Below are 6513 nucleotides of genomic sequence, written 5' to 3' on the forward strand. Positions count from 1 at the left end.
CCGAACAGCTCGGAGAAGACGCCGAGCTCGAAGACGGACACCTCGTGCAGGGCGATGACCGCGACGCTGCGCAACATGCGGCCAGCGTACGCCGGTGGTGGCAGGATTTCGAGCAGGTATGGCATCTCTGCCACTGTCCCGCCTCGGGCGCCGGGTCCAGACTGGAGACAAGCAACCCGGTGCGCACCGGCTCATTCAACGGCTGGACAGGGTGTGACCGTCATGGAACTCGTACTGCTCGTCTTCTTCGTCCTTGTCGCCGTGCTCGGGGCGACCGGCCTGGTGGCCGACTCGCGGGACAGCGCCGACTGGAAGCCCACCGCGGACGGCGTCCGCGCCCCGGCCGGGCGCTTCTGACCCCGGCCGCTCCCGGTCCCGGCCTCTTCTGCTTCTTCTGCCGGTCCCGGCTTCTTCTCCTACGGACAGGCGAGTGGCGCGGCCCCCACCCGGAACCGCGCCACGTCCGTACCCCTGGTGTGCTACTTCTTGGCCGGGGCCGCGGACTCCTCCGCACCGGCCTCGTCACCGGCGCCCGCCTCGTCGCCCGCGCCCGCGTTCTCGCCGGCACCGGCCTCCTCGCCCGCGCCCGCGCCCGCGTCCTCGCCCGCACCGGCCTCCTCGCCGGCACCAGCGTCGTCACCGGCGGCGTCGCCCGCGGCGACCTTGGCGTCGGCCAGCGTCAGGCACGCGGTGAGCAGCGCCTCGCGGGCGTCGACCACGGCCTGGTCCTCGGCGGCGGCACCCTCCTCGGCACCTTCCTCACCCGCAGCGTCCTCGGCGCCGGCGCCCTCCTCGGCAGCGCCCTCCTCAGCGGCACCCTCCTCGGCGGCCTGCTCGGCGATCTTGCCGGCGTACTTCTTCGCGATCGCCTTCTTGGCCTTCTTGCTGAGCGGCGCCTCCTCGGCGGCACCCTCCTCGGCAGCGCCTTCCTCGGCGGCACCTTCCTCGGCCCCGGCCTCCTCGCCGGCGGCCTCGGCATCGGCGGCGGCCTGGTCCACGGCGAACTGGTCGCACGCCTCCTCGAGGGCCAGCGCCGACGCGGCGGCGGCCTCCGCGGCGCCGACCTCCTGCTCGGGCTGCAATTCTTCGCCGTCACAGACAACGGCACCGGCATTGATTTCCAGCGCCTCGCAGCCGGCCACGTCGAAGCTCGACCCGTCCACCACGATGATCTGCTTCGCGGCCTCGGCCTGCTCCCCCGCCGACGCCAGTTGCAGACCGGTCACCCCGCCCACCACCAGCACCCCGGCGAAGACTGCGGCGCCGATCGCCTTGCGGTTGACGCCGGTACCCCGTCGCTGACGCAGTCTCATCACCACTCCAAGTCGTCGCTGAACGTCGTTGTCGCGGATCGGTACGGGAACCGGCGCACGCGGGGTTCAAAATTGCCCCCACATTCGGAGGGTTCAATTTCGAACGGACTAATTTCCTTAAATTTCCGGCGGGTCCCGGCCGTTGACCGGTTTCGTCCCGCCGAACCCGCCGGACGCCCGGAACGACGGAGGAGGCGGCGGCACAGCCGGCCGTCAGCAGCGATCGTCCGCTGCAGCGCCGCCCTCGGGCTATGCGGCGGCAGGGACCGAGAAGACGCGCGGTGAGCACCCGGCCGCCCGTCGCGGCGCGGGCAGGGACCGGCGCGCGGACGGCGACTGTCTGGCGCGACACACCGCGCCGGAGGGAGGGTTGAACGCGCGGCGAGTGGTCATATGCGGGGCATGGCGTTGGACAAGACCGTGTTCGTGCTCTTCGGAGCCACAGGCGACCTGGCGCGCCGGATGGTGCTGCCGGCCTTCTACACCCTCTGGACCGAGGGGCTGCTCCCGGACGACTGGGTGCTCGTCGGCAACGGCCGCGGCGACGTGGCCCACGAGGACTTCCGCAAGCACGTGCACGACGTGCTGACCGAGTTCGGGCCCCGGCCGCAGGGCAAGCAGTGGGCCGGCTTCGCCGACCGGGTGCTCTTCGCCGGCGGCGGCTTCGGCACCGACTCCCCCGGCAGCCTGCTCGACGTCATCCACGAGGCCCGCGAGCGGGTCGGCGAGGACGCCCAGCTGGTGCACTACTTCGCCGTGCCGCCGGCCACCTTCGCCGGGCTGACCGAGGCGCTCGGCACGCACGGGCTCGCCGAGGGCGCCCGCGTCGTCTACGAGAAGCCCTTCGGCACCTCGCCGGACGACTTCAAGGCCCTCGACCGTACGGTCCACCGGGTCCTCGACGAGTCGCAGGTCTACCGGATCGACCACTTCCTCGGCAAGGAGGCGACGCAGAACCTGCACGTGCTGCGCTTCGCCAACGAGCTGTTCGCCGCCGCCTGGGACCGCACCCACATCGACAGCGTGCAGATCGACGTGCCCGAGGACCTGGGCATCGACGACCGGGCCGGCTTCTACGACGCCACCGGCGCCACCCTCGACATGCTCGTCACCCACCTCTTCCAGGTCGCCGCCGAGGTGGCCATGGAACCGCCCGCCGCCCTCGACGCCGCCGGCCTGCAGAACGCCCGCGAGAAGGTCATCAAGGCGTTCCGCCCGCTCGACCCCGCCGAGGTGGTGCTCGGGCAGTTCGCGGGCTACCACGACGTCGAGGGGATCAGGAAGCGCTCCCGCACCGACACGTTCGTCGCGGCGCGCCTCTGGATCGACAACCCGCGCTGGCGGGGCGTGCCGTTCCTGCTGCGTACCGGGAAGCGGATGGCCGGCAGCGCCCAGCGGGTGAGCATCGTCCTGCGCAAGCCCGCCGGGCCCTTCGCGGGGCTGCCCGACCACGCGAACGTCCTGAGCTTCTCGCTGTCCGGCGACGGCGAGATCAGCATCGGACTGCTCGCGAAGAAGCCCGGCGTGGCCCTGGACGTCGACCCCGCCACCGTGCAGCTGCCCTTGGCCACCCTGCCCGAGGCCGAGCCCCTGCCCCCGTACGCCCGGCTCCTGCACGACGTCCTGGAGGGCGACCGGTCCCTCTTCACCCGCCCGGACGGCCTCGCGGCCGCCTGGAAGGCGGTCCGTCCCCTGCTCGAGAACAAGCCGCGCCTGCACCGCTACGCCCAGGAGTCCTGGGGCCCCGCCGCCGCCCGCAAGCTCGCCGCCCCGCACGGCTGGCTGCTCGGCCAGTAACCGCGCGAGCCCCGCCACCACCCGCACGGCGGGTGACCCGCACGACCTCACCGCCGCTCACACGGCGGGTAACCCGGTCGAGTGATGGCGCCGTCACCATCCGGGGCATAGCATCGCGGGATGCCACTGCCCCGGGCGAGAGCGCGGCCGCACCGGGACGTGTCGCCGTGAGGTCCGGGGCCGCAGCCGACCGGCCGGGCTACTTCCACGAGGCCGTCCGCTACCACTCGGACGCCGAACTGCTCGACGTCGTCGTCCCCTTCCTGGCCGGCGGCCCGGTCGCGGGCGAACCCACCTACGTCGCCTGCGGCAACCGCACCACCGCCCTGCTGCGCGACGTCCTCCCGCCCAGCTCCGGCGTCGAGTTCCTGCCCGCCGGCGACACGTACGCCCGCCCCGCCGCCGCGATCCGCGCCTACCAGGCCCTGCTCAGCCGCGACCTCGCCACCGGCGTCGACCAGATCCGCGTCGTCGGCGAGGTGCCGACGGCCGGGCCCACCTGGCATTCCTGGGCCCGCTACGAGGCGGCGATCAACCACGCCTTCGACGGCTTCCCGCTGTGGAGCCTCTGCCCGTACGACGCCCGTGTCACCCCGCCCGGCGTCCTCGACGACGTGGCCCGCACCCACCCCAGCTTCGCCGCGCCCGGCGACCGGCACGAGCCCAGCAGCGCGTACACGCAACCGCCGGTCTTCCTCAGCGAGCACCGCACCGCCGCGCCCGACCCGCTGCAGGCCGCCCCGCCCGCCGCCACCCTCGTCGACGCCACCCCCGCCGAGGCCCGCCGCGCCGTCCGTGAGCTCGGCGCCGGCCTGGCCCCCGAGTCCCTCGACGACCTGATCATCGCGGTCAACGAGACGGTCACCAACGCCTTCCTGTACGGCCACCCGCCCGTCCACGTCCGCATCTGGGCGGGCGCCACGCGCGTCGTCGTGGCCGTCACCGACGCCGGGCGGGGCCCCGGAGACCCGTACGCCGGCCTGCTCCCGCCGCCCGCGGACAGCACCACCGGCCGCGGCCTCTGGATCACCCACCAGAGCTGCACCCACGTCACCACCAGCCGCGACGAGACCGGCTGGACCGTACGCATGACCGCGGAATAACCCGCCGCGGCAGGCGTTTACCTCCCTGGATCACCGAGGAGGTCACTCATGAAGACAGGTATCCACCCCACGTACGGCTACGTCGTCTACCGCGACCGCAGCGCCGACTACGCCTTCCTCACCCGCTCCACGGCCACGAGCGACAAGACGATCGAGTGGGAGGACGGCAACACCTACCCGGTCCTCGACGTCGACATCTCGGCCGGCAGCCACCCCTTCTGGACCGGCAAGCAGCGCCTCCTCGACACCGCGGGCCGCGTCGAGAAGTTCCGCCAGAAGTACGCCCGCTTCTCCGCCGCCAAGTAGCGGCCGCCGCTCCACCCCCGAGGCCCCGGTCACGCTCGTCGTGGCCGGGGCCTCGTCGTCCCACGACGAGCGAGAAAACGCACACGCCCTAAGCCATCCTAGGAACCTACCCCGGTTCTGGTCGGCGGCGCATCGAGCGCGCCCGTCGCACCCGGGCTCGCCGCGCCGCGGAGCGCGACGCCGGCGCGAATGCCGCCGCGCTCGCCCGCCTTCGCGCCGCGTGAGCGACCGCCCGCCGCAGCTCGTTCTCGACGTCACGGCGATCGCTGCCTGGACCCGCGGCTCCCTCGCGGTCGGTGAGCTCCTGGCCGAGGTCGACCGCACCGTCAGGCGTCGGTGATGGCGACCTTGACCGGGCCGACCCGGAGGAGGCCGTCGTCGAGGGGCACGCAGCGAGCCCCGCCCTTGCCGCGCATGGCCTTGAACTGGCCCGGGCCGATCACCACGTCCATCCAGGCGCACGGGTTGGCGCGGCGGCGCAGGTGCAGCCGGACCGGGCCGTCGCCGGAGTCGAGGGTCAGGACCTTGCCGATCAGGTCGTCGACCGGGACGCCGGCGAGGAGGATGTTGCGGCGCGCCTGGACGAGGCCGGCGCCCGGCGGGAGGGACGACGCCGACATGATCGTGATGCTCGCGTCGCGGTGGGCCGGCTTGGCGTAGTAGCGGTCGCCTTCGATGCCCAGGCCGGCGCGGATGCGTACCGCCGGGACGAGCTCGCCCGCCGGGGCCGGCGCCGGGCCGTCCGCCGGCCGCCCCTCGTAGCGGTGGATCGGCGAGGCGAGCAGCTGGATGATCTCGGCGGTCACAGCGGGGATCGTACGGTGAACTCCGTCGCCCGGCTGCTCAGGTCCAGCTTGTTGCGGCGCACCGCGAGGTAGCGCGACGGATAGTTGTGCGAGCGCAGCACCACGGTGTCCGGGCCTCGCTCCTCGGCGCAGAAGGTGGCGTCGCCGGCGTAGAGGCTGCCGCCTGCCTGCCGGTCGAGCCACACCTCGCCGTTGCGGTGACGCAGGAAGTAGCCCGGATAGTTCGACGACTCGAACGACACGCAGGACGCGTCGGCGAGCCCGGCCCGCACGACGAAGCGGGAATCGGCGCGGTCGAGGGCGCTGTTCCGCTTGGCGATGCGGTCGACGCGGGCGCGGTAGTCGCGGTGGCGTACGCGATAGCTGTCCATGCCGTCCGGCTGCAGCGAGATCGCCGCGCCGACGACGAACGGGCCGCTCGGCACGACGGGGGCGGCGGGGGCCGTGGTCGCCGGCGCGGGGGCCGGCGAGGTGACGGCGGGGGCGGCGGCCGAGCCGGAGGGCGCCGCCGACGCCGGCTGCGACGCGGGGGCGGACTTCTTTCCCTTGGTACGCGTGGAGCCCGCAGCCGACGCGGAAACCCCGGGCGCCACGGAACCCGACGCCGAGGCGGACGGCCCGGGAACGGGGAACGCGGGCACGGTCGGCACCGAGGGCAGGTTCACGAAGCGTGCGGTGGCGGCGTCGGTGGTGCCGGCCGTCTCGTACACGGCCACGCCGGTCACACCGAGAACCGCGAGCGCCGCGCTCGCGACGACCAGCACCCGCCGCCGGCCGTCCCGCCGGGTGGCGGCGCCGGGCGCGACCACGTGCGGGACCTCGGCGGTGGCCTCGGAGAAGACGCCGCCGTACGAGACCGTGCCGCTCTCGGCGTAGGGCGGCACCCAGCCCCCGACCCGCAGTCCGGGCGGCTGACGATCCTCTGTGGACATGCACATCCGTTCGGTGCGGAGCGGGGTGATGCGCGGATCCCGGCGCCCCTCGGGAACCGGGGTGACGCGAAGTGCGCCCGCAAATACTCGGGCAAGATCGACCGAAAGGCAAGTACGGGCCCGGGACGTCGCTACGCCCCGGCCCGCCCCTCCGCCGCCGGCGTTGACCCTGCGTGATCACCTGTCCCCGGGTCCCGCCGGGGCGCCCCCGCTGGTCATTGTCCGGGAAACGGGCGCGGCGGCGGGGGCTGCCTGT

At 73.7% G+C, this 6513-nt stretch carries 7 protein-coding genes; 4 read left to right on the forward strand and 3 right to left on the reverse strand.

Annotated features, from left to right (window positions below):
* Positions 1 to 222 precede the first annotated feature (222 nt).
* Complete coding sequence (locus RBH18_RS42420; RefSeq protein ID WP_306216181.1) at positions 223 to 357, forward strand: hypothetical protein; 135 nt, start codon at positions 223 to 225, stop codon at positions 355 to 357.
* A 122-nt stretch (positions 358 to 479) separates the two neighbouring features.
* Here RBH18_RS42420 and RBH18_RS42425 read toward each other — a convergent pair whose 3' ends face one another.
* Positions 480 to 1313 (reverse strand): hypothetical protein, encoded by an 834-nt coding sequence (locus RBH18_RS42425; protein WP_306216182.1) that lies wholly within the window; start codon positions 1311 to 1313, stop codon positions 480 to 482.
* Between the two features lie 402 nt (positions 1314 to 1715).
* Between RBH18_RS42425 and RBH18_RS42430 the strand changes: the two genes are divergently transcribed.
* From RBH18_RS42430 to RBH18_RS42440, 3 genes are all read left to right on the forward strand, one after another.
* Positions 1716 to 3110, forward strand: a complete 1395-nt coding sequence (locus RBH18_RS42430; RefSeq protein WP_306216183.1) for a glucose-6-phosphate dehydrogenase — start codon at positions 1716 to 1718, stop codon at positions 3108 to 3110.
* Positions 3111 to 3277: 167 nt separating this feature from the next.
* Positions 3278 to 4213, forward strand: a complete 936-nt coding sequence (locus RBH18_RS42435; protein ID WP_306216184.1) for a sensor histidine kinase — start codon at positions 3278 to 3280, stop codon at positions 4211 to 4213.
* 48 nt (positions 4214 to 4261) lie between these two features.
* A complete protein-coding gene (locus RBH18_RS42440) occupies positions 4262 to 4519 on the forward strand; it encodes a type B 50S ribosomal protein L31 (RefSeq protein ID WP_306216185.1) in 258 nt (85 codons plus the stop codon).
* A gap of 326 nt (positions 4520 to 4845) precedes the next feature.
* Here the strand turns inward: RBH18_RS42440 and RBH18_RS42445 are convergent, their stop codons facing one another.
* Both RBH18_RS42445 and RBH18_RS42450 read right to left on the reverse strand, forming a co-directional pair.
* Positions 4846 to 5325: a molybdenum cofactor biosysynthesis protein gene (locus tag RBH18_RS42445; protein WP_306216186.1), complete on the reverse strand. Its 480-nt coding sequence runs from the start codon at positions 5323 to 5325 to the stop codon at positions 4846 to 4848.
* Positions 5322 to 6257 carry an AbfB domain-containing protein gene (locus RBH18_RS42450; RefSeq protein ID WP_306216187.1) on the reverse strand — a complete coding sequence of 312 codons (936 nt, stop codon included), beginning with the start codon at positions 6255 to 6257 and terminating at the stop codon, positions 5322 to 5324. The genes RBH18_RS42445 and RBH18_RS42450 overlap by 4 nt, the downstream gene beginning before the upstream one ends.
* Positions 6258 to 6513: the final 256 nt, after the last annotated feature.

The organism is Actinoplanes oryzae (assembly GCF_030757795.1).
Classification (GTDB): domain Bacteria; phylum Actinomycetota; class Actinomycetes; order Mycobacteriales; family Micromonosporaceae; genus Actinoplanes.

Bases quoted from the DNA above. Each gene is read 5' to 3' on its own strand.
- RBH18_RS42420 (WP_306216181.1), top strand. From the start codon at position 223: ATGGAACTCGTACTGCTCGTCTTCTTCGTCCTTGTCGCCGTGCTCGGG.
- RBH18_RS42425 (WP_306216182.1), bottom strand. From the start codon at position 1,313: ATGAGACTGCGTCAGCGACGGGGTACCGGCGTCAACCGCAAGGCGATC.
- RBH18_RS42430 (WP_306216183.1), top strand. From the start codon at position 1,716: ATGGCGTTGGACAAGACCGTGTTCGTGCTCTTCGGAGCCACAGGCGAC.
- RBH18_RS42440 (WP_306216185.1), top strand. From the start codon at position 4,262: ATGAAGACAGGTATCCACCCCACGTACGGCTACGTCGTCTACCGCGAC.
- RBH18_RS42450 (WP_306216187.1), bottom strand. From the start codon at position 6,257: ATGTCCACAGAGGATCGTCAGCCGCCCGGACTGCGGGTCGGGGGCTGG.